This is a genomic window from Nostoc sp. S13 (assembly GCF_029379315.1).
Classification (GTDB): domain Bacteria; phylum Cyanobacteriota; class Cyanobacteriia; order Cyanobacteriales; family Nostocaceae; genus Nostoc.
On the sequence record NZ_JAQYWQ010000024.1, the window covers coordinates 18,059 to 40,670 of the forward strand.

The following is a 22,612-nucleotide window of genomic DNA, read 5'->3' on the forward strand; positions in this document are numbered from 1 at the left end:
TCCCTCATGCCTCGCAAGTCAAAATCAAAGTTAGCTTTTGTTTTACAGTCTAATCCTGATGGTCAACCTATTGCAGGTGTCGGCTCTGGTGTAGGATTAGAGTTTATCAAAGCCTATTTTCCAGAAGCTCAAAATATAATTCGTATTGCTAGTGCTTACTTTAGCCTGGTTGGATACAAGTTGGGTCGTAAATATGTGGCATCAAAGGTGCAATTTCAAATCCTAGTGGGTTGGGAAGAAGGAAAGCATGTCAAAGCCACTGTCATTGATGAGATTACGGCAGATTTGGGGCAGTGTGATACAGATCTCTGGAGAACAGTTTTTGAATTAGTTGAACGCATGAAGTCCGGACGCTTCATTATTCGAGATGCCCGCAAAATGCAAGTGCCTTTTCACTGTAAATTTTACATCTGTGATTCAAAGCTAATATGGCATGGTTCATCAAACTACAGTCGTAGAGGACTTTGCCAATCAGCAGAGCAAGTGAGCGTTAGCCACGATTCTGAGCGGATCTGTTTGTTCACAAATTGGTATGATGATGTTGCTCAAAATGCCCAAGATTTACTGGCTGAACTGATCAAAAAGTTAGAGGATTGGCTTAATTTCGCCACGCTCTCATAATTACAAGGCCAACCGAGAGTATGATGTACTAATTTGTACTGATGCAGATGGTTTGGGTGTTAATTTACAAGATGCTGATACAGTTGTTAATTATGATCCACCTGAAGGAGCCGATGAGCTATTTCAAAGGGCAGGTAGAGTGTTGAGAATGACCGCAATCATAATCATTAGTTAAGTTACCATTACGTCAAGCAGTCAGGGAAATTAGCCCATGAGCCTCGTCTTAGAACGTGAGAGACCCCCTCTTCGAGAAGATGAAACCGGAGCAATTCGAGTTGGCAATTCAAGGGTTTTGCTAGAGTTCGTAATCCGAGCTTTTCAGGATGGCGCATCCCCTGAGTCTATTGTCCAGAGGTACTCGACGCTATCATTGTCCGATGTTTACAGCACTATTGGTTACTATCTTCGACATCAAAACACTGTAGAAACATACCTTAATCACAGAGAACAGTTAGCTGAATCTGTAGAGCAACGTTTGTCTCGTGTTCAACCTGATTTGAGTCTCATTCGTTCTCGCTTGTTGGCTCAACAACAATCTTAAAGTTATGTTGAGCTTGTTAAGCGATGAAAACTTTAATGGCGATATAGTTCGAGGGTTATTTCTGCGTCAACCCAATCTTGATTTACTTCGGGTGCAAGACGTTGATTTACGGGAAGTAGACGATCCAGCGATTCTAGATTGGGCAGCAACCAATGAGCGCATTATTTTAACCCATGACCGTGCAACAATGCCAGACTTTGTTTACGAGCGATTGGTAATGGGAAAGCCGATGTCAGGATTATTTGTAGTTAATGACCGGATGCCCATTAGACAGGCAATTGATGAATTACTACTCCTTGTTGATTGTAGTGAGCAAGCAGAATGGAAGGGAGTTGTACTCTATCTACCTTTGTGAGTAATTTATAGGAAGTCTTAAGTTACTTAGGAGCTTTTTTCAAACCTTGCCATCTTTCTCGCAGTCGCTTCAAGTTAGGCGTATGACCACCGTAACGCCAACTAACATAGGCTTGACTAATCTCATCAATTACCTCAGCCGTTGCTGGGGCATGATGCTGGTATGATCCTCTGGCATACTCTAAAGGTGTTTGTGCTGGATGTTTGCCTAAACCTTTTTGGGTTGTCCATTGCAGCATTTGTTGATAAAGGCTTTCCATTGCTGGCAATTTCTTTAACCATCGACGGTTGCGCCACTCTCGCCACTGACCCCAACCCAGCCAACCAAAGAAAGCTGCTGTGGTTGCCAAGATTAAGCCAGTCAATACGCCAAACCAACCTTGAGAGAATAAAGCTAAAAACCAAGCGATCGCTCTAATCACCCAACTCAATATTGTCCCAAATACATTATTCAACAAACCTGTCACTGGAGAGGGCAACCATCCAGCAACCCAGTGCCACAACTGGCGCAACACACTAAAAGTCTGAGTATCTTCAACAGATGGCGGAATCAGGGGATGATTGGGAATGGGGTCAAAGGCAAACCAACCAGATTTAGGAAAATACACTTCCGTCATCGCGTATGCGTCAGTATTACGGACAACATACAGCCCTGTAAATGGATTAAATTCTCCGGCACTAAACCCCGCGACTAACCGCGCTGGGATGCCAATAGAACGCAGCATCACCGTGAGAACTGTCGAGAAGTGGTCTGGATAGCCTCCTTTTTGCTTGAACAAAAAAGTTTCTACCAAGTCTTCTTTTTCACTCAAATAAGGCAATTCTAAGGGATTGTGGGGAACAGAATAGTGTTGCTTTAGGTATTGAGCTAAGTAGAGAGCCTTTTCATAGGGTGAATCCAGGCTTTTAGAAAACTTGGTGACTCCTTCTTGATTGTAGTTAGCGAGAATTTCTTCGGTACGTTGCCTGACTTTTTCGGCAATTTCGGGAGGGATTTGCAGATAATACTTTTTAATGTATTGGGGATAATTAGTAGAAGCTTTACCTAACAAAGTGCGATCGCGGTATGGTACTGCGGAAATTACTGTGTAGGTGAGACCTTCTGATAATTCTACAGGCGATCGCAATCCGTCTTCTTTATCAACAGCGATCAGTGGTGTGGGAAAGTAAACCTCCTTCGGATAAGTCATCGCTGGAATTAGGTTAGGCAAATCCGACACCACTGTATAAGTTTGTACTACATCTTGGCTTTTACCAACGATCACAGATGGGTAAAGAAAAATTTGGTAAGACCAAGGCGATCGCCTAACAGTCGTAACATCTTCATTCCGGGAAACCTCCCATCCCTTACCTGTATAACGGTCAAATCCTAGCACTCGCCAAAAACCCTCAACTTGTGATCGCACCCGCATTACAACCTTGGGTTTCATCTCGCCCCGCAGGTTTTGGTTAATTTGGCTATTAAAACCGTAATAAAAGTTATTATCTACTTTACCTGGTTCACCAGTTTGATTTTGTCCCGTACCACCGCTACCACTGCCTTGATTATTACCTTTACCTTGGCGGACATAACCGGGATTAATGATACTACGTCCGGTGAAATTTCCTTTTACTTGAATAGTAGAACTTACAGCAAACGTTCGTAATTGATAGCCAGGAAATCTGGGTAAAATAGCAAAAATTGCCAGCCCCAGACCGACAATTAGCAAAAAATTCAGAATTAAAAATTTAAAATTAAGAGTTGAATAATTCTTCTGATCGGATTTTTCCTTTTGAGTTTTTAATGGCTGCAAACCCAAGCGGGAGCGATAATCTAATACTAAAGTTGGTAGAGCGATCGCTAAAAATAACAACAGCACAGGTGCAAATGCTAAAGTCTGACTTAGGGTTCCCGCCACACCCAATAAAATTAGTCCGATAACAATCGAATAGCCCAAATCTTTGCGGCGGGGTGTATCAAAGCTGTGTAACACCTGTAGTTGAATCAATAACTCTGCCAAACTCAACCGCGTATCATTCAACTCTCCCACTAACCGCCCAAAGAAAGCACCTAGTGCTACTAACATTCCGATGGCGATGCAGAACTTAACTGCAACATTAGCATCGCGGCGACGATAATAACTCCAAATCGCACCCACTGCACTCAGCGGGAACGCCCAAAAACTGAATGAAGTCTCGGCGGCAATATCCGTCGCCACAATTCCCAAAATAACCAACGCTAGCACCAGCACCCGCAAGGAAATTGAATCTTCCACTTCCATTAAAGGCCACCTCTGCGGATTTCGCCGCCAGAAATTACCTACAGAGAGAGGCCAAAACCGATTCATCCTGGATAAGTTAAACATTTGAGTCTAAGCGAAGCAATAATGTAGATGCAACACACACAATCCGGGGGACATAATTGCCTACCCTACTACTGTGTCAAATAAAAAATGAGCGATCAAGAAAGACATGGAGAGGGAAGAAGACGCGGGGACACGGAGAAATTATCAAATAGTCTCTCCGTGTCTCCATATTCTTGCGTCCCTGTGTCTTTGTAATAACTGCTTCTCGTAGACGCCCTAATGACCCCTTGTTGAAAAATAAGATAAACTTCAAAACCAGGAAAATCCTCTTAATATATATCGGCGTTAATCGACGTAGTGCGCTAGCGGTGGTTATTTAAACTAAATCGTGGGACTAATCACAAACAACAACGACTGTTCGTCTATTTCAGGAAACTCAACTTCTAGGGTATAAGTTGGGTTAAGTTGCTCGCAGCCTAACTCTACACTTAAGTATCCGGGACTCGAAGATGTTGCCATTGCTAAGGTGCCACTTCCCCGCAGCGTCAAAGTTCCTTTAACAGGTAACTCAGCCTGAATAAGTAACCTCGTAAGTTTACCTAGAGACTGGTACTCTACTTTGATGTTCAAAGTACCAACACTGGTTAGCCATTGTCTTTCTACCACCGGACTGGTTGCTGAAAGTGGTAGAGTCAAATTTTCCAGCAGTTGTTTAGCTGCTAGCAACGACAAAGCCATCTGTTGACGCGGTTGTAAATCTGAGTAATCGCTCTGAATAGTGGGCATTGTCTCCAGAGTATTTACAGATCGATAGGTGCTTCTTAGCACCAATCCCGCTATATCATTTAGCGCTTGAGACTCGTTGGGAAAAAAGTTCTCCACCACCTGAACTAATTTTGCCCCCAGAGGCACTGAAGATGTCACCAACGCCTGACACTGTTCTAGCAATTGCCGGAAAACTTTCTCCGGTAAAGGACGCGGCAGGTTCAACTTCGACTGTTGTACCATCCATCCCCAGGTAGGCACGAGTGTCATTGACGGCTCATCAACAAAATCAGGATAGTCGATTAATTGTGTTTCCCAAGGAAACAACGGTGGGTGGTCTTGGACTTGGATTTGTAGCCGACGCTTAAGGACAGCTTGAAAACGATCTTGCACAGTAGGAATTTCTCCCAGTTGAAAGGTCTGGGGCGTTCCTCCCAATTTTGGCTGACTGCTTTTTGAAGCAGTGGCTTCCTTGAGGAGGTCTTTTACCCCGTCATTTTCCTCACATTCTAGCGATCGCTCGTTATTTTTGACATTATCTGTCAATAACCAATCGAGACACTCGTGTTGTAAGGATTCTGAGTCACTATTCATGAGTAGATGCACCTGATCCGGATACTAATGAGTTACGAATTTCCCAAGCTTGCTCAAGAATCTTAAACCATCGTTTTTGAAGTTGTGCCATTGACAGCCCTAAAGTTTTTGCTATTTTTTCATCAGGTTGTCCTTGTTGCTTCAACTCTAATAAAGATCGTTGTTTATTGTCCAGTTGTGCTGTGTATGTTTGCCATTGCTGGGGAGTTAAGCCCAAATTGGTGTGCAAGGAAGCTTCCAGCCATTCGTGAACTAATTCCCAACGGTGTAACAAGGCAAACCGAATCAAATGATACTTAAAGCGCTGCTGCAAATAATCTCTCTGACGAGGGGTTAAACCTAAAATCGACTCAATTTCCTGTGCTGATAGATCCTGGAGGCGGAGGGAAAAGTAATCAGCGCAGTCAGATTGTTGCCGTTGTTCAAGATAATTCATTAATTCTGTCACGACAACGGAGCGCAAAGTGTCTTCTTCGGGTTCAGGTTCGGCTTGCGTTGCCATTGTGGAGCGCAATTGATGCACAGCTGGCTCTTCCCAAGAACCATCGGCTTCATTGTTGCTACCTTCTGCGGCTTGTTCTATATCTACGCTGGTTTCCGGGGGCTGCTGTTGGGAAAAAGTTTGTGCGCGCAGGATAATTAGCTGCTGCTGACGGCCTGGTAAGGGAATGCGTCGCTTGCCGTAGCGCTCGGTAAATGCCATATACTCGGACAATTCCAAAAGCGTCTGAGGGCGATAAGTAGCACCGAGTTGATTTTCTCGCCGGAAAGCGTTCAATGCCTCCAGATAAAAACTCTGGAGGAAATCTTCAATTATAGTCAGCCGCCCTTGATAGCTTAATTGCTTCTGAGGGGGATTAATGTATCGATAAATAATTGCACTCAGAGTACTGTGTAATTCTACCCTGCCCCGATTTGAACCCAACTGATAATACCTGAGACACTGTTGCAGCCGATGCCGAGCCAGGGTCATTGCCGAGCTTTCTACAGACCCAGAAGCTTGGATACGTTTGCTTTCATGACAAATGCGGTAGACTTCGGTGGTAATACGTCTTGCGACATCGTGGCAATTCTGTTCCGAAGCTTTAGTTGACTGCTGAAACTCCCTGGATAGGAGTTGAAAGATCACCTCCACGCCTGTAGAATTTTCTCCCAGAATAGTTGCAGATGGAATAGTTGCGGTTGCGGCTGAATTCATAGTCTCGGTTTTGAAAAGACCCTAAGTATTTAAATACAACCTGTACGACTGTGGGTATTGGCTTTTTTGGTTTTACGTATAAGCTAAACGCAGACCAATCCTACATTTAGGATGTGGCTGATTTTATTATTCCCAACTTTCATGGGATTGTTCACACTTTGATAGATGTTATTGCCATTACCCAGGAGCCGTATACAAGTCATTATGGATTTAGAAGCACAAATTCAATTGCTGATTGACAATGCACCCCGCGATGGGATGACACCACATCTTGTTGAAGCAATTGCTCCTACCCTTAGAGCGATCGCTCAAAAATTACGTTACTCCCAATACTATATTCTCCAAAATTCAGAGGAAAGATGGGTTTTAACTATATTGAGCAATCGTACTAATCCAGGATTAGAAAAGCGTGTTATTTACGCTTTCCCTACCATACAGGATGTCTCTCTAATTCCCCCTGCTGGGCTTGACCCTCAAATGCTAGCTAAAATTGTTCCTGTTACCCATATTTTGTTCCAAATGGTGGCATTAGAACCCGTAGATAGTATCGTTTTTTTGGAAACGCCGGGTAAGACCACTCATACCGTTGAAGTTCGGCGGTCTGAAATAGAAAAACTCATGCAGCAACAGTTGCGACAACCGCGATCGCCTAAACAGATACCCCCTGATATTGCATAGAAAAAATTTGGATGTGGGGTTTTTTAGATACAATCCCACATCCAAATTTTTAAATCTCAAATTCCTTTAAAAAAGTTTTCTAAATTAGGTAGAAAAGAAATTTTTTCTTTCCCTTACACCACACAACGATCTCAACTCTCGGTTAAACCTAAAATTGCTTAAAAAACAGTTATCAGTGAACATTTTTCATTTTTCAAGTTTTAGTTTCCTAGTGAACCAGAGTCGGAAGGCGTAACACACTCTACACCTAAATCCCCACTTTCTAACTAATAACTGATTTAATAGAGGCGACTCAGTGTGTACTCAGCGATGTTAATCAATGCCTGGTGGGATTCTGAGGGTGGGAGAACTGCAAGATGCTCAATTGCTAACTTAGCATGGTCAGCAGCTAAGTCTCGCGCCTGCTGTATACCTTGACTATCTTGAATTATTTCCAGTGCTTGCTCTAAATCGCCTTCTTGAGCAAATTCTCGTTCAATCAGCACTTCCAAAGCTGGTTTTTGGGCTAAAGCAAATAAAACGGGTGCAGTCAAATTACCACTTTTGAGATCCGACCCCACTGGTTTACCCAAGGCATCTGTTGTACTGGTGAAATCTAGAATGTCATCAACAATTTGAAATGCTATACCAAAATGACGCCCGTAGCTATACATATGCTCAACAGTTTCTCGTGAGACTTCACTGAGTAACCCAGCAGCTTTAGAACTGTTGGCAATTAACGAAGCTGTTTTGTAATAACTCTTCTGGAGGTAAGTTTCAATAGAGATGCTAGCCTCAAAACGATTTAGTCCCTGCTGGATCTCCCCAGTAGCCAGATCCATAATCACTTCTGAGAGCAGTTTCACCACCTCCAAATTGTCCAAGTTTGCTAAATACCAGGAAGATTGGGCAAAGAGAAAATCTCCTGCTAATATGGCAATGCGGTTGCCGAACAAACTGTGAACGGTGGGAACGCCTCGCCGCACGTCTGATTCATCTACCACATCGTCATGTACCAAGCTTGCTGTGTGAATCATTTCTGTAATCTCAGCTAGGCGGCGATGACGCGGTGTAATCTCTTGGTCTAACATTGTTGCCCGCGATATTAGCAGGACAATTGCTGGTCTGATACGCTTTCCCCCGGCTCCGAATAAATGTTCGGCTGCTGCAAACAAAATGGGGTGGCGATTTCCAACTAGCTGTTTTAGGTTATCTGCTAGTAGTCGCAGGTCTGCTTCCACAGGGGTAAACAGGGAGGTGGCTGGGGTCATGGATGGGCGGACTCTGACTTAGGTTACGAAAGTTTACATATCCTACACTCATTTTAAGATAACCCTGTGCCAGCGCAAAGTTTTCATAAAGTAATCCCATATTTATGAGCCTATGTATGATAACTAAGGCTGATAGTGATTATGTCAATAAGCAATTATACTTATTTTTTTGAGACTCAGGTTTTAAACTAATTTAAAATATGAATTCTCAGTATATAGAAATAAATATAAGCTTAAATTATGTTAAATAGTTTCCCTGTGCACGTTTTTTACCATAGGTCAAAACATAATTTAAGCAATATTACTTATTGACGAAATGGATACGATTTAAATCTATCGCTAATGGGTAAGACTAAGTTTCTCCAAGACTAAAGTGCAGCTATTCAAAAAATTTCAAATTTAGTAGCCGAGTCAGCTCAAAATTCAGGGTCATTGTGTTACGCTAAAATATAGTAATTTTAAATTTTTCAGATATTCACACCCAAAAGTAAGTCACCTACTAGTTGATTTTAGTTGCTTGGTGATGGAAGTCTAAAATAAGTGGTCGTAGCTTAGATTAAGGGAATAATTCCTTTGATTTTTCCTACGATATGCAAAACTCCGGGTTTGGAGCTATGCGATATCCCTATGGGAAGCCGCTACACGTCTTCAGCGCACGTTGAGCGTAAGCATTGCTCTTGTCACAACAGTTTGAGCAAAAAATAAAGCAGATCAAGTAGACCGGTGAGAATGGTAGTTTTAGATTGCCAAACGGCAAGCTAAGTGCTGTGGGATCTATGGTCTGCAAGAAGTCGCATTAGATAATAAATTGTTTGTCCGTAGATAACTTTATCTCTATAGGTAATTTTACCATAGGAAACTCTAGTCATCAAGAATGCACTTGGTTGGCTGAGGTTCTACTTACTTTTATGGAATTTTATATTTGTTTGAAAAGGTGCTGGTAGAACAATGATTTACGGAAGTATGTCTATGATGATTTTTATTTTAGCGTCTGGATATTTGTTCACAGTGTACCTGTTATTAGCACTGGCGAAGCGAACGGGCGCAAAGACTGTTCCTACAAGTTTCGTTTCATCTGGTGAAGGAAAACACAAGCAGAAGATAAAAGTGACTCAAGCAGTTAATAGTCAATAGTCATTTGTCCTTCGTCATTTGTTTTGACTAAAGGACTAAGGACTAAGGACTAAGTACAGCATTTCCGAAAATCGTAGCTTTTTTAAACGCACAGGGACGCTGAGGGAAGCGCAGAGGGGAGGCAGCGCGTTGCGGGGGTTCCCCCCGTTGTAGCGACTGCCGTCGCGCTGAGTTTTGCCAATTTTAATTTGCTATGAACTTATGAAATTCTGTACTAAGGACTAATTAGTTTTATTGGAGTTGGGAAATAGCGATATCAGTGAAGGAAACCTCTTCAACCATTGGGGTATAGCCTAGCCACTGCAATCCTGACTGGGAAAACTGTTGCGGACAACCGCTCACAGCGAAGCGGGTTGGTAGTGGTGAGTGAGTATTTCTTAAGCCTAGTAAGTCTAGCTCTTGGGCACAAGCTGCCACAACATGAACAGCTGGATCAATCAACTGGACTTGAGAGGGCAGGAGCGATCGCAATACTGGTGTGAGGTGGGGATAATGGGTACAGCCGTGTACTAAGGTGTCAATTTCGTTCTCTAATAAAGGCTCTAGGTAGGCTCGTGCTACTTCGGCAGTGTAAGGGTCGTGAATGCGGTTTTGCTCGATGAGTGGCACAAACTCTGGACATCCAACTTGCCAAACTTGGACATTAGGATTAATTTCGAGTATAGCGTGCTTATAAGCATTACTCTTAGCCGTAGCTGGAGTGGCAATCACCCCAATGCGCTTTCCTTGCTGTACTGCTGCCCTTGCCCCTGGTAAGATAATGTCAAGGATTGGTAGAGAAAATTCCTCACTTACTGTCTCCAGCGCTAATGCCGAACTGGTGTTGCAAGCCATAACAACCATTTTCACACCCTGCTTTTCCATCCAGGTGAGGATTTCACGCATAAATTGGATAATTTCTGCTTGTGAGCGGATGCCATATGGAACTCGAGCTGTATCCCCAAAGTAAATAATAGATTCATTGGGGAGTTGTCGATAGAGTTGTCGCAGTACCGTTAGACCACCCACACCACTATCAAAGATGCCAATTGGGGCACGTTGGGGTTCTTGATCTGAAAACCCCTCAAGATTTCCTTCAAAAATGGAAGATGAATACACAGGCAGATATTGGTTTAGGTTTTTGGATTTTAAATACAGAATCTAGCAGAGAATTCGCTAATTTACTACTAAATTCTGTACTGAAAAGAGTTCTAAACACCACCTTTTGAATGAGTAATTTGTACTATATTAGCGGTGTAAGTATTTGAGGATACCATGAGCGATCGCTTCTGCCATGCGATTTTGATACTCTCGTGTTCCTAATCTAGGATTATCCTCGTAACCAGTCATATAGCCTGTTTCCACTAAAATCGAGGGCATAGAGCTTTTCCTGAGAACGTAGAATCGGGCTTTGCGGGTTCCCCGGTTTTTGATCGTACCGATGTCCTGGAGGATGGTATTGCGAACTACTTCAGCCAGAGCATAACCACTGTCGTAATAATATACTTCTAACCCATTGACATCAGGGCGATTATCAACTGAATTAGCGTGAATGCTGACAAACAAAGTCGCATTAACTCGTTTAGCAATGTCTACCCGTCCCTGAAGTTCTACGAAAAAGTCAGCATCCCGCGTTAGTACCGCTTGTATACCATTTTGCTCTAAAATTGCTGCTACCCTTTTACCAATAGGCAGGATTACATCCTTTTCTAAAAGTCCGCCCAGACCAGGAGCACCTGAATCTTTTCCACCATGTCCTGGGTCAATAACTACTAACAATTTCCCCCTGGGAACCGAGGGGTGTGTTCGTGGCTGGGAAATTGGACGGGGATTATCTGTAGGATTTGGGAATTGTCCTGAGTTTACTGATGGCAGGGGAGGTAAAGCAATGGGGGGTGAGATACTACTGCTACTAGAGCGTTGTAATTCTAAAGCCAAAAGCTGGTCGCCAACCTGGTTGAGTTCCCCAATTTGCACACCAGATGCCGGTTGAACCAAGACCACGACAGTATTGGATTCTTGTGGTTGCAAGCGTACCCGCAAGATAGGGCTATTAGCATTAAAAGCAGGGCCTATGACTCTGGGAGCTAATTTAGCATTGTTAATAGTGATACGGAACAAACCAGAGGTTCTATCCCAGCCTCCTGTAGCAGATAAAGTTTGGTCGGCTCTAATCAGCAGTTGTGTGCCATTATTAGCCAGTTCCACAGACTCAATAGTAGCAAGTGAGCTGTTAGCAGGTTGTATAGGGCGGGGAATATTACCTCCAGGCAACTGGGCAACGCCACGATTGGGTAGAATCACAAAACCACCAAGACTGCTAGTGGTTGCTCGCCAATTTGAACTATTTTCGTCTACCTGTAAAGTCAGGCGAACAACAGATGGGCTTGTTTGCAGTTGGGTGAACTGGATACGGTTGACACCATAGCGATTAATCACCAAATCTCGCTGCTCTAGATTTGGTGATAAAGTTGCGCCAGCTATGTCGATGTTGATTGTCTTCTGATCGTTGCTACGATTTACCTGAATCTGAGGATTACCACCACTTGTACTGATGAAAAAACCATCGCCTGTTACCCGTAAGTTCTCAATTTGAGTAACTCTGGCTAAAAGCATTCTATTGTTAGGTGGATTTACAATCCCGGTTCTCACCACATTGTAAATATTCCTTGGGGATAATATTGGTGTAGATGTTCTCGGTGAAGTTTCTCTGGCTATAACTTCTCCTTGCTGCCCCTCAGTATTTTTTGAGGGTACACCTTCGGCTTCTGGCGTAGGTAATTGCACTGTCCAGCGTTCGCCAGTTGTGCTAACAAATTGCACTCGTTTGGGGTCAAGAGTATAACCAGGAGTAAGTTCAACGACTATGCGCGTTGTTTGTTCGTCAAACTGCCCAATACGGATAGAACGAATTTCACCGCCTACCTGTTGTGTTAGCTGCGGACGCCCAAATGTGGTTCCTGGCAAATCAATTACCAAACGAGTCGGGTTAAAAATTAATTGTGCTTGGGGTTGAACATTCCCTAAAGTATTAATTTCCAGCCGGTTTTGATTGGTATCAAAACGCCAAGATTCGAGTTTCGCTGCCATTGCCGGCGACGATAGCATGAAGATAGTTCCAATAGTACTGGATAGTAACCAGCGTAATTTCACAGTCCTTTCTCCTGATTCACATTCATGGAAGCCGTCAACATCTGAACATATTGGCAAATCCTCACACCATCACCGTACACATTTGAGTTTTTTGCTGTTATTAAGACACAGCTAATGGCGTAGAATATAGCACGCTCCTCTGATTTTGCCATGCCACTAGCACATATAAATTTGACTGCTAATTTTAGATTTTAGATCCCCGATTACAGAAAATCCGATGTTAGGTTCATGCTAGACTAACGTCCCGCTACGCTAACACCCCTTGTGAGTGACACAAATCCCTAATTTAAAATCCCAAATCTAAAATCCTAAGTTTGTTGACTTGCAAGGTATCAGATGACAATAACAAGGAAGCTACTCTTGCCCCGCAGCAAAAATACTTAAATTGTTTTACTACTAAATTGGATAAAAATGGTAAAGACTAGATGTATTTACTCAATAATTTCGACTAAATTACTTATCTTCTCTTTAGATACTGAAGGACGCCACGAGCGATCGCCTCTGCCATTTGATTTTGGTAAGCTGAGGTTCTTAGCCTAGCCATATCCTCTCGACCAGTCATATAACCCGTTTCCACCAGAATGGAGGGCATAGAACTTTTTCTGAGGACATAAAATCTGGCTCGTCGCACTCCCCTGTCTTTGAGAGTACTAATACTTTGGAGAATGCTACTGCGGACAATGCGAGCTAGATCCAGACCACTGTCATAATAATAGACTTCCAAACCATTAACATCGGGACGACTGGCACCTGCTGAATTAGCGTGGATGCTAACAAACACATCAGCATTAGCTCGCTCTGCTAATTGCACTCGTCCCGGAAGGGTAACAAAATAGTCAGAATCCCGCGTCAGAATTACTTGTATACCATTTTGCTGCAAAATCTGAGCAAGTCTCCTACCAATAGGCAAGATAACATCCTTTTCGCGTGCCCCCCCAATGCCAAGTGCTCCTGAGTCTTTACCGCCATGTCCGGGGTCAATAATCACTACCACTCGTCCATTGGTAACTCCGCGCTGTGGTTGTAATCGGGGTTGGGGATTAGGATTATTTAGATCTGGGAATGGCCCCCGGTTTGGCGGTGGTAGCCCAGGTAAAGCAAAGGGGGGTCTTCCAGGGAGGGCGACAACTCGCCGAGAGTCTTGTATGGTTAGAGACAAAAGCCGGTCGCCGATTTGCTTGGGTTGCCCAATTTGTATTCCGGCTGCTAGTTGAACTAAGACAACGACAGTATTGGGTTTTTGGGGTTGCAGACGTACCCGGAGAATCGGACTATTGGCAGCAAAGGTGGGGCCTGTGACTTTCTTAGCTAGGTTAGCATTGGGAATTGTGACCCGGAACACACCAGAGGCTCTATCCCAGGTTCCCGTAGCAGATAAAGGTTGGTCGCCTCTAATTAGCAGTTGTGTGCCATTATCAGCCAGTTGCACCGACTCAATTGTTGCTGGCGCGTTGTTGGCAGATGGTCTGCTGGAAAAAGAAATGGGTTCTGACTGATTGTCCGATAGGTTGTTTGAATTACTACTTCCAGGCAATCTGACAAGGCGACTAGGTAAAACTACCAAACCACTACCATTACTATTAGTTACACGCCAGTCTGGGCTATTTTTATCTACCCGTAAAGTCAGGCGAACACCAGGAGGTTGGGTTTGCGATGAGGCAAATTCAACGCGGCTAACACCATATTTGTTAACGGGTATATTATTCTGTTGCGCCAGACGTGGTGATAAAGATGCGTCAGAGATGTCCATGAAGATGGAAGCGCGATCGCGGCTCCGAATTACCTGAATCGGAGGATTACCACCACTAATGCGAATGAACAACCCATCGCCTGTTACTTGTAAGTTCTCAAGTTGAGTCGCCCCTCGTGTAGTAGTGGCAACCCTTGAAATCCGAGGTTGAGGCTGAGAGTTTGGGTTAACTACACTGTAAGCACTTCTGGGAGGTGAGGCAACTTTATCGACTTCCGGCTTAGGTAATTGCACCGTCCAGCGATCGCCAGTTGTACCAACAAATTGGACTTGTTTGGGGTTTAAAGTATAACCAGGAGTCAGTTCGATAACTATACGTGTTCTGTCTGTATCAAACTGCCCAACACGGATCGAGCGAATTCCACCGCCTACCTGTTGAGTTAGTTGCGGACGCCCAAATGTAGTTCCTGGCAAATCAATTACCAGCCGAGTCGGGTTGAAAATTAGTTGTGCCTGGGGTTGAACTGTTCCCACAGTATTAATTTCCAGCCTGTTTTGATTGGCATCAAAGCGCCAAGATTCAAGTCTCGCGGCCATTGCTGGCGACGATAGCATGAAGATAGTTCCAATAGTGCTGGCTAGTAACCAGTGTAATTTCACAGTCCTTTCTCCTAATTCACGTTCATGGGAGCCACCATATCTCAACTTATTGGTAAATCATCACACCGTCACCACCTCAACTTGACCTCTGATGCCTTTTTTGATTTTTAAGCTGTTATTACACCACTTTTCAAGTAATTGAACTACACCACTCCCCACTCCCGTCTCAGTCGTAGTTTAAATACTTGAAAACTGCCGTAAGTACACACTTAAATTAACGTGAGTTCGACAAGTTTTATTTGACCTCTCCCCCAGCCCCTCTCCGACGCGGAAAGGGGAGCAAAAAGCTGAATTTTTCGTTGCTCCTCCCTTTCCGTTTTGGAAAGGGAGGCTGTCCGGGAGAGGTTCATCGAACTCACGTTAAATTAGTTACAGGTTTCATATTGGGTCTAAATCCCCATGCGAAATCTCCACCTGTAGAGGTAGGGGACTCTGACTCCCAATAAAGCTAGAAAACTGATAACTGATAGGCATTCACTGATAAGTGTTTATTCTTTGTTGCCATTGATGCACTGAGTAAATTATTCCCATTACTGTCAGATGATCTAGCAAAATCTATGGGTGTTACTCCCAATTACCTGGAAAATATTCAGATAAAGGCTCACAAGCCGAGGACTGACAACTGAGACGGAAATAAGTAACATTCTGAATGCTGGTAGAAATTAGAAACAAACGATCATTCTACAATCACACGGGACGGAGATTTGGGAACAGAAGTTTCCATTAGACCTATCCACAAATAAACCTCAAAATAGCTGAAACCCTTACATAGCTGACTTTTTAGCTTATATAAAACAGGAACCTCTAAAACCCTCTCCAGAGCTAGGTTTCAGCCAAATAAAGTTCTCATTTCCGGATAAGTCTATTGCACAATCGCAACATCTCAAGGCACTTGAGATAACCTTTGGGAGATGAGGGAAATGAGGGAGATGGGGGAGATGGGGGAGATGGGAGAGATGAGGGAGATGAGGGACATGAGGGAGATGAGGGAAATAACCAATGCCCAATGCCCAATGCCCCATGCCCAATGCCCCATGCCCCATGCCCAATAATTAACGATCGCCAGAATCTGGGGTTACTTCCAAATTGCCACTCTCATTTGATGCTGGCATCTTGGACGCAGGTGGTTCAATTACCAACGATGTCCCAGAAGAACCGTCTAAAATTAGTTGCTCTGAGCCTCCGCCCACAGTTTTTGGGTCTGGAAATACAAATCGTAACAAAGGAGGAGCTAAAAAGGTTGTCAAGATAACCATCATGATAATTGCTGCCCCTAATGGTTTCGAGAGAGCGCCACTGGCAGCGCCGACACCAGCAAACACTAACCCAACCTCGCCTCTGGGAATCATCCCTACACCGATCGCTAAACGGTTGATTCCCGGTTGACCAAACACGCTTAAACCTGTGATTACTTTACCGAGAATGGCTACTGTGATCAGGAAAGTTGCCATAATTAGACCTTCACGATTGTCGGGAATTGCTGGGTTTAACACTCCCAAATCAGTTTTTGCCCCAACAGTCACAAAGAAAATTGGTACTAACATATCGGCAATGGGACAGACTTGCTTTTGCAGTTCTTTACGCTTATCTGTCTCTTCTAAGACTAAACCCGCCGCAAAAGCTCCCAGGATTGCTTCTAAGTGGATGACGGCGGCCAGGTATGCCATAGCAAAGGCAAAGATGAATGCTGGTATTACCAGTCCACCGCGTGTTTTGAGTTGATCAGCGATCGCTACAAAGGACTTATTGAAAACATTGCCTAGTAAGATTGCTCCCAAGATAAAACCAGTGGCGCTGATAATCAAATAAATGACTTTGCTTACATCCACCACGCCATCTTTAGCTAGACTGGCAACTACCGCTAAAACGATGATTCCCAATACGTCGTCAATTACGGCAGCACCCAAAATAATCTGCCCTTCTTTAGAATTGAGTCGCCCCAATTCTGACAGGACTTTGGAAGTCATTCCAATACTAGTGGCAGTTAAAGCCGCCCCGGCAAAAATTGCAGGTACAGCATCGATACCAAATAAAGTCATCAGTCCCACAGTCCCAGCAGCAAAGGGTACTGTTACCCCCACTACTGCGACGACGGTAGCTTGGATACCAACTGCCATTAAGTCTTTTAAATTCGACTCCAAACCGATTTCAAACAGCAGGATGATCACACCCAATTCTGCCAAAACGGAAACGACCTCCGACTGCGCTGCAAACACGGCTGGAGTGGCTTCAGGGGTTAAACCAGCAGTGATTTGAAGGAAGGAGATGATCAAAGAGCTAGAACTGTCTGTGCTGCCTTCTGGAAACACCAAAAGATGGAAAACAGAGATGCCAACTACCACACCACCAACAAGTTCTCCTAAGACAGGCGGCAAACCCACTTGGTTTGATAACTCTCCACCAACTTTGCTAGCGAGGTAAATGACTACTAAGCTTAGTAGCACTGCTGCGACTACCATTGAACTGTCTGCGGCTTGTGTTGCGCTGGCCAGCAGAGGAAAAGTGAAGCTGATTGGATCTAACAAATGCATGGGTTCTGTGAAAATCCTTCTCTTTGATTCTGACGCGTTTCTGAAAAACATCCTATGAAGATGCAATTGGCAGCTTTTAAACTTTACTTTGTACCATTTGTCAACTCAATCAAACGCTGCCAGTAGACTTCCCAAACCGGGACTACAGACAGTCTTGGAAGTCGCAGCAAGTCAAAGTCTGTGAATTTATTGTCCTGTTTGATTTGGGCTAGGGTGACGCATTGGTGTACTCTTCGTAATGCCCGCACATCTACAACTGCCCGTTTACTGTCATTAAGTGCTGGATCAATATAGGGTTGACCAATTATCTCTGCTAAACCAATGACTTGCCGTTCTTTGCCTGTGTGATAAATTAACGCCAAATCACCAAGAAGCATGGTACGTATATGTTTGAGCGCTAGGGAATTGTTGACTCCATCCCAAACTGTACTGCCGTCCCGTTCTAAATCGAAGTAAGAATAATTTTCGGGTTCAGTTTTCAGCAGCCAATACGCCATCACAAAATCTCCAAAAAGGCTAGTGGTCTATCAAGGAAACTTTGACAAGTAAATAAATTGTTCAATTTCTCTTCTTCCTTCTCTGCGAGACGCTACGCGAACGCGTTCTTTGCGTCCTTCTCTCAAGGGGAAACGCTAACGCGGTTCGTTCCTTTACTTTCAAACTTCGCTTGACAGACTACTAGTGTAATTTTTTAAGTTTCCAAAAATGTAACCATTTCAGCTTTTGACGATCGCAGTGTCAAAGTAAGAACATACAAATCGGATAAGTGCGATCGCACTTAAGTTGTGAAAAACTTGTGGTAGCCGTTGACTCTCAACGGCCACCAAAAGATTATTACATACCCTTGTTAAAAACATCTGTGGATACTTTGAGGAGTGCAAATCTTATGACTAGAGCCACTTTACCCGGTTCTCAGTTTCCCAATGGAAACTTGTGGAAAATACTGCCTTTAGCTGTGCTTTTATGTGCAACTTTTGTACTACCTGCGTTGGCACAAGAAAAAGAGAAATTGTGGCGAACCCTTAGTGTCAGTGGTCGCGGAGTGGAAACAACTCCTGCAACCCTGGCACAAGTCAGTTTAGGAGTAGAGATTCAGGGGAAAACAGCCCAGGAAGTACAGCAAGAAGCCGCCCGGAGGTCATCTGCTGTAGTTGCGTTCTTAAAGAGCCAAAATGTCGAAAAATTACAAACTACTGGTATCAGTCTCAACCCAGTTTACAGCTACACCAATAATGTGCAGAGGATTACAGGCTATGCTGCCAATAACACCGTCAGTTTTCGCATTCCTACCGAGCAATCCGGTACATTATTGGATGATGCAGTGAAAGCGGGTGCAACACAAATTAACGGCATTAGTTTTGTTGCGAATGATGAAGCGATCGCTAGGGCGCAAAAACAAGCATTAAAAGAAGCCACCCAAGATGCCCAGCAGCAAGCTGATGCTGTTTTCAGTGCCTTGGGTTTAAAATCCAAAGAAATAGTGAGCATTCAAGTTAATAATGCGAGTCCACCTCGACCACCCATGTTTTTACGGGCTGAGGCTGCCAAGTCAGCTGATGCTTCCACCCCTGTTATTGGTGGTGAACAGCAAGTAGAAGCATCGGTGACGTTGCAAATTAGTTATTAGTCATTTGTCATTAGTCCTCTCTTACAAAGTTCTGAGCGCCGGAAGCCGGCGCTCAGACTTTGCGCTTTGTCATTTGTGAGGGCAAAGGACTAATAATCAATGCCCAATGCCCAATGCCCAATGCCCAATGCCCAATGCCCAATGCCCAATGCCCAATACCCAATTAAAAATGTTCTGAAGACATATCACCTGCACCGCCCTCTCCATCTCGTTTAGAGCCTAATAAATCTAATTGATCTACTCTAATAATTGGTGTAGAACGGTTTGCTCCTGTTTGGCGATCGCTCCATGTGTCAAACTTCAAGGAGCCTTTGATGCCAATTAGGCTTCCCTTGCGGACATAATTACCTGCTACCTCTGCCGTCTTATCCCATAATTCCAGCGTGAACCAGTCAGGTTCATCACTGTTGCGCGATCGTCTTTTTACAGCTAGTGTCAATCTACACTTAACACTACCAGATTCAAAATATTTTATATCAGGGTCGCTACCTACACGACCAACAAGGGTGACAATATTAATACTCATGTGCATTACCTTTCAGTACAGGTGTACTCATTAATTCTGATTTTAATCATAGCGAATTATGAAACACTTGAAAATAATGTGTTAAACAGTTAACAATATAGTTGAATTGAAAAATTATACATACTACTTGGAGAAACACATAAAAGTATACAGATATACTTAGTTAACCAGAGAATATCAAAAAATAGAAAGCCTGATACCTAGTAAATATACCTGGCAATCATCTAAAAATGTAGTCTAGTTTACTCAACTCAGGATACAAACTTCATCAAATCGAGCACGATTAACTCTTACCGTTGTAGTCAAGAAGTATCGCACATAGGGGGCTTAGAGACGCGTGGGTATTTTTAGGAACTTTCGCACATCATGGGATATGGGTATCGACCTCGGTACCGCTAACACTCTGGTTTATGTATCTGGTAAAGGTATTGTACTGCAAGAACCTTCTGTAGTTGCGATCGATGTCAACGAAAAGGTCGCGCTAGCAGTGGGAGAAGAAGCCAAAAAAATGCTCGGTCGCACACCCGGAAATGTGATTGCCCTCCGCCCCTTGCGTGATGGTGTAATTGCTGATTTCGATATAGCCGAGCTGATGCTGAAAAGCTTTATTCAGCGTGTAAATGAAGGCAGATCCCTAATCTTACCCCGGATTGTCATTGGTATTCCCAGTGGTGTCACAGGAGTAGAAAGGCGAGCTGTGATGGATGCAGCTCATCAAGCAGGGGCAAGAAAAGTATATTTAATCGATGAACCGATAGCTGCGGCAATTGGTGCAGGACTACCTGTTGCTGAACCGACTGGCAACATGATCATTGATATTGGTGGTGGCACAACAGAAGTTGCGGTGCTAAGTCTTCAGGGTACAGTAATCAGCGAATCAGTACGCATTGCTGGAGATGAACTGACTGAAGCGATCATTCAGTATATTAAGAAAGTTCATAACTTAGTCATTGGTGAACGTACTGCCGAAGACATCAAGATTCGGCTTGGTTCTGCCTATCCGACTAATGATGATAATGACGCCATGATGGAAGTCCGAGGCTTACACCTGCTTTCTGGTCTACCGCGAACTGTCACAATCAAAGCCCCAGAAATTCGTGAAAGCATGTTGGAACCACTATCAGTAATTATAGAAGCCGTGAAGCGGACACTGGAACGCACACCTCCAGAACTGGCAGCAGACATTATTGACAGAGGTATTATGTTAGCTGGTGGCGGTGCTTTGCTCAAAGGCATAGATACCCTGATTAGCCATGAAACAGGGATTATTACTCACATTGCTGCCGATCCTTTGTGCTGTGTTGTGCTGGGAACAGGTCGTGTGTTAGAAAACTTCAAACAGTTGGAACGAGTTGTCACCGAAAGCTCTCGCAATATGTAGCAAAAAAAAATATCATATTTGAGTTCTATTTAAGTTCTATTTGGGTTCTATATAAATAGAATCCAAGTAGAACTTAATTCGTATAAATATACATAGGTATATATGGTTACAATACGGCGTTGGTGGGATCGTAAAGGGTTACAAATCGGGTTGTTAGCTCTAGTAATTGGTAGTGCTTGGATATTGCGACAGACTCAAGGTGAGCTGGTGTTTGAAACATACCAGGCAATTACCCGTCCGTTAGAGATGTTGCAGCCAGGGCCAACTCCAGAAGAAGGTATTAGAGATGCCCGGATATTGGAATTGCAAACTCGGATAGTAGATTTGGAAACTCAAAAGACAAAGCTACAAGATTTATTAGGCTATGTGGAAAAAGAGCCACTGGCATCACGGCCAATTCCAGCACGGGTGATAGGACGTAGTGCTGACCAGTGGTGGCAACAAGTTACGCTGAATCGCGGGGCAAATGTGGGGATTGGTGAAGGCTTCATAGTCAAGGCAGATGGCGGATTGGTGGGTCTGGTGGAGAGTGTAACTCCCAATACTAGCCGCGTCTTATTAATCAGTGACCTCAATAGTCAAGTGGGTGTATCAGTTAGCCGCACGGCAGCTAAAGGCGTTTTACGAGGAGATTCTTCAGCAGAAGCTGTGCTGGAGTTTTATGAAAAAGTCCCAAATGTCAAAGTAGGAGATTTAATTTCCACATCTACTTATAGTCAGAAATTTCCCTCTGGCTTGGCAGTAGGACGAATTAAATCGCTAGATTTAAAGAAACTTCCGGGATCAGTGGCGAAAATTGAGCTTTTTCCGCCAATCCGCTCTCTCGATTGGGTAGCTGTTTATCCAAAGCCAGAAAACCAAGAGTCGGAAAATCAAGTGCTGCAAAAGTCTAAGTAAATTCTCTCTTGAAAATCTATAGAAAAATGAAGATTCCTGCATTTGGTAACAGCAGGCAGAGAAAGCCAGAATCGTCAGAGCGAAAATCGAAATTCCAAATCCAGCCGCTTTCTCGTTGGCATCCGGGTATACGTCAGTTGTTGGGTTGGATTGTGACGGTTGGATCTGTACTGTTATGTTTATTATTATTGCCAACCCGCTTCCCAGGTATGGAATTATTGGGAATTGGCCCTAATTGGCTGTTAATTTGGGTGGTAGCTTGGAGTGTGAAGCGCCCAGTGTTTTTTGGAGCATTCGCAGGTATAGTTGTGGGACTACTTCAAGATTCAATGACATCACCTAACCCTACTCATGCTCTCAGTTTAGGTATAGTGGGGATTTTAACTAGTCTGCTCCAGAAACAGCGTTTTATCGAAGAAGATTTCATTTCGATTGCTGTAATTGTCTTTGTTATGGCAGTTTTGGCAGAAACTATTTTTGGCTTGCAATTAACTTTGATTGGCGACGATCGCAAACTAACAGATATTTGGACATATTACCAACGTGTCGCCCTAGCTTCTGCCATTCTTAGTAGTCTGTGGGCACCTGTAGTCTATTATCCCCTAAATCGTTGGTGGCAGAGGATGAAATCATTAGAGCAATTAGCAAAGGGAGTTAGGAGTTAAGAAGGGGATAGGTTACAGGTGAGATTCAAGAAAATTATCCTGTGTATCCTAAATCTTTATGGAATTTGGGCAACCTCTGGCAA

21 protein-coding genes are annotated in these 22,612 nt (G+C 43.7%); 10 read left to right on the plus strand and 11 right to left on the minus strand.

Features of this window, described 5'->3' with window-relative positions:
• The first annotated feature begins 6 nt into the window (after window positions 1-6).
• The 4 genes from PUQ00_RS10500 to PUQ00_RS10510 are packed head-to-tail and all read left to right on the plus strand — an operon-like array spanning window position 7 to window position 1,517.
• Complete coding sequence (locus PUQ00_RS10500; RefSeq protein WP_300415866.1) at window positions 7-621, plus strand: phospholipase D-like domain-containing protein; 615 nt, start codon at window positions 7-9, stop codon at window positions 619-621.
• Complete coding sequence (locus tag PUQ00_RS32780) at window positions 602-796, plus strand: helicase-related protein (protein ID WP_366145953.1); 195 nt, start codon at window positions 602-604, stop codon at window positions 794-796. Before PUQ00_RS10500 ends, PUQ00_RS32780 begins: the two co-directional genes overlap by 20 nt.
• Window positions 797-832: 36 nt before the next feature.
• Window positions 833-1,162 carry a DUF433 domain-containing protein gene (locus PUQ00_RS10505; RefSeq protein WP_300415868.1) on the plus strand — a complete coding sequence of 110 codons (330 nt, stop codon included), beginning with the start codon at window positions 833-835 and terminating at the stop codon, window positions 1,160-1,162.
• Between the two features lie 4 nt (window positions 1,163-1,166).
• On the plus strand, window positions 1,167-1,517 hold the full coding sequence (locus PUQ00_RS10510; RefSeq protein WP_300415870.1) for a DUF5615 family PIN-like protein: 351 nt from the start codon (window positions 1,167-1,169) through the stop codon (window positions 1,515-1,517).
• 22 nt (window positions 1,518-1,539) lie between these two features.
• Here the strand turns inward: PUQ00_RS10510 and PUQ00_RS10515 are convergent, their stop codons facing one another.
• The 3 genes from PUQ00_RS10515 to hetZ form a co-directional block, all read right to left on the minus strand.
• Window positions 1,540-3,843, minus strand: a complete 2,304-nt coding sequence (locus PUQ00_RS10515) for a DUF3488 and DUF4129 domain-containing transglutaminase family protein (protein WP_300415941.1) — start codon at window positions 3,841-3,843, stop codon at window positions 1,540-1,542.
• Between the two features lie 339 nt (window positions 3,844-4,182).
• Window positions 4,183-5,160, minus strand: a complete 978-nt coding sequence (locus PUQ00_RS10520; RefSeq protein ID WP_300415872.1) for a PatU — start codon at window positions 5,158-5,160, stop codon at window positions 4,183-4,185.
• On the minus strand, window positions 5,153-6,358 hold the full coding sequence (hetZ, locus tag PUQ00_RS10525) for a heterocyst differentiation protein HetZ (RefSeq protein ID WP_300415874.1): 1,206 nt from the start codon (window positions 6,356-6,358) through the stop codon (window positions 5,153-5,155). The genes PUQ00_RS10520 and hetZ overlap by 8 nt, the downstream gene beginning before the upstream one ends.
• Window positions 6,359-6,562: 204 nt before the next feature.
• On the opposite strand from hetZ, the gene PUQ00_RS10530 reads away from it, so the two are divergent.
• Window positions 6,563-7,036, plus strand: coding sequence for a hypothetical protein (locus tag PUQ00_RS10530; protein WP_300415876.1), 474 nt, complete (start codon window positions 6,563-6,565; stop codon window positions 7,034-7,036).
• A gap of 278 nt (window positions 7,037-7,314) precedes the next feature.
• On the opposite strand, the gene sds is transcribed toward PUQ00_RS10530, so the two are convergent.
• The 4 genes from sds to PUQ00_RS10555 form a co-directional block, all read right to left on the minus strand.
• Complete coding sequence (sds, locus tag PUQ00_RS10535) at window positions 7,315-8,286, minus strand: solanesyl diphosphate synthase (protein ID WP_300415878.1); 972 nt, start codon at window positions 8,284-8,286, stop codon at window positions 7,315-7,317.
• 1,365 nt (window positions 8,287-9,651) lie between these two features.
• Window positions 9,652-10,518, minus strand: a complete 867-nt coding sequence (murI, locus tag PUQ00_RS10545) for a glutamate racemase (protein ID WP_300415882.1) — start codon at window positions 10,516-10,518, stop codon at window positions 9,652-9,654.
• A 129-nt stretch (window positions 10,519-10,647) separates the two neighbouring features.
• Window positions 10,648-12,552 (minus strand): N-acetylmuramoyl-L-alanine amidase, encoded by a 1,905-nt coding sequence (locus PUQ00_RS10550; protein ID WP_300415884.1) that lies wholly within the window; start codon window positions 12,550-12,552, stop codon window positions 10,648-10,650.
• 457 nt (window positions 12,553-13,009) lie between these two features.
• Window positions 13,010-14,902, minus strand: coding sequence for an N-acetylmuramoyl-L-alanine amidase (locus tag PUQ00_RS10555; protein WP_300415886.1), 1,893 nt, complete (start codon window positions 14,900-14,902; stop codon window positions 13,010-13,012).
• Between the two features lie 920 nt (window positions 14,903-15,822).
• Here PUQ00_RS10555 and PUQ00_RS10560 point away from each other — a divergent pair.
• A complete protein-coding gene (locus PUQ00_RS10560; RefSeq protein ID WP_300415888.1) occupies window positions 15,823-15,954 on the plus strand; it encodes a histidine kinase in 132 nt (43 codons plus the stop codon).
• Here PUQ00_RS10560 and PUQ00_RS10565 read toward each other — a convergent pair whose 3' ends face one another.
• From PUQ00_RS10565 to PUQ00_RS10575, 3 genes are all read right to left on the minus strand, one after another.
• Entirely contained in the window at window positions 15,955-17,433 is a 1,479-nt protein-coding gene (locus PUQ00_RS10565) for a cation:proton antiporter (protein ID WP_300415890.1), read from the minus strand. It abuts the gene before it with no gap.
• Window positions 17,434-17,516: 83 nt separating this feature from the next.
• Window positions 17,517-17,930, minus strand: coding sequence for an EVE domain-containing protein (locus PUQ00_RS10570; RefSeq protein WP_300415892.1), 414 nt, complete (start codon window positions 17,928-17,930; stop codon window positions 17,517-17,519).
• 219 nt (window positions 17,931-18,149) lie between these two features.
• A complete protein-coding gene (locus tag PUQ00_RS10575) occupies window positions 18,150-18,290 on the minus strand; it encodes a hypothetical protein (protein WP_300415894.1) in 141 nt (46 codons plus the stop codon).
• Between the two features lie 29 nt (window positions 18,291-18,319).
• Between PUQ00_RS10575 and PUQ00_RS10580 the strand changes: the two genes are divergently transcribed.
• Window positions 18,320-19,060: an SIMPL domain-containing protein gene (locus PUQ00_RS10580; protein WP_300415896.1), complete on the plus strand. Its 741-nt coding sequence runs from the start codon at window positions 18,320-18,322 to the stop codon at window positions 19,058-19,060.
• A 163-nt stretch (window positions 19,061-19,223) separates the two neighbouring features.
• Here PUQ00_RS10580 and PUQ00_RS10585 read toward each other — a convergent pair whose 3' ends face one another.
• Entirely contained in the window at window positions 19,224-19,586 is a 363-nt protein-coding gene (locus PUQ00_RS10585; RefSeq protein WP_300415898.1) for a single-stranded DNA-binding protein, read from the minus strand.
• A 373-nt stretch (window positions 19,587-19,959) separates the two neighbouring features.
• On the opposite strand from PUQ00_RS10585, the gene PUQ00_RS10590 reads away from it, so the two are divergent.
• From PUQ00_RS10590 to mreD, 3 genes are all read left to right on the plus strand, one after another.
• On the plus strand, window positions 19,960-20,967 hold the full coding sequence (locus PUQ00_RS10590; RefSeq protein WP_300415943.1) for a rod shape-determining protein: 1,008 nt from the start codon (window positions 19,960-19,962) through the stop codon (window positions 20,965-20,967).
• Window positions 20,968-21,069: 102 nt separating this feature from the next.
• Window positions 21,070-21,864, plus strand: coding sequence for a rod shape-determining protein MreC (gene mreC / locus PUQ00_RS10595; RefSeq protein ID WP_300415900.1), 795 nt, complete (start codon window positions 21,070-21,072; stop codon window positions 21,862-21,864).
• Between the two features lie 26 nt (window positions 21,865-21,890).
• Window positions 21,891-22,529: a rod shape-determining protein MreD gene (gene mreD / locus PUQ00_RS10600; protein WP_300415902.1), complete on the plus strand. Its 639-nt coding sequence runs from the start codon at window positions 21,891-21,893 to the stop codon at window positions 22,527-22,529.
• Window positions 22,530-22,612: the final 83 nt, after the last annotated feature.